1 protein-coding gene is annotated in these 564 nt (G+C 45.6%); it reads right to left on the reverse strand.

Translation table 11 applies throughout. The annotated features are described in order from the left end of the window. Positions 1–564: IS110 family transposase (locus DC53_RS00435; protein ID WP_033032336.1), on the reverse strand; the 564-nt coding region annotated here is incomplete at both ends.

Here is a 564-nt window from a genome sequence, read left to right on the forward strand (position 1 = left end):
CAGGTTGTAATGTTTCCCTTTGGCTATCATTTTTTTATAGCGCTTGCAGAGCCTAAGTTGTGCTTTCCACGCAATATCAATAATGTCCTTTGGTAAACCTTCTTGTCGTTTTTGCATATCTGTCGATATATTTGCCGCATACCGATAAGTGTGTGCGCCTTCAACGAGAAGGCGCCTCGCTCGGCCGTTTCCGCATTTTGTGATGGCGCCAATATGGCGTTTGCCACCACTCGAGTGCTCACTAGGTACAAGACCAAGATAACTCATTAATTTGCGGGGGTGGTCGAAGCGCGATAAATCGCCAAGCTCAGCAACAACGCCGGTGGCGACCAACAAACGAACGCCACGCATAGCTTGTATTGCTTTTACTACAGGATAATAACGCCACTGGTGAACATGGTGTGTTAGTTCATTGTCTAGCCGTTCAAGTCGGCTTATTCGTTCATTAATTGTGTGTAAAAACTCTTGTAAGACGATGTGCTGCGCGGGATGTGGCAACACAAGCTCAGTGAGCCAACGTAAATGTTTTTGTGACCAATTTGCAGTGCCTCTGTAATTAATATT

This window comes from Pseudoalteromonas fuliginea, assembly GCF_000690055.1.
In the GTDB taxonomy this organism is placed as follows: Bacteria; Pseudomonadota; Gammaproteobacteria; order Enterobacterales; family Alteromonadaceae; genus Pseudoalteromonas; species Pseudoalteromonas fuliginea.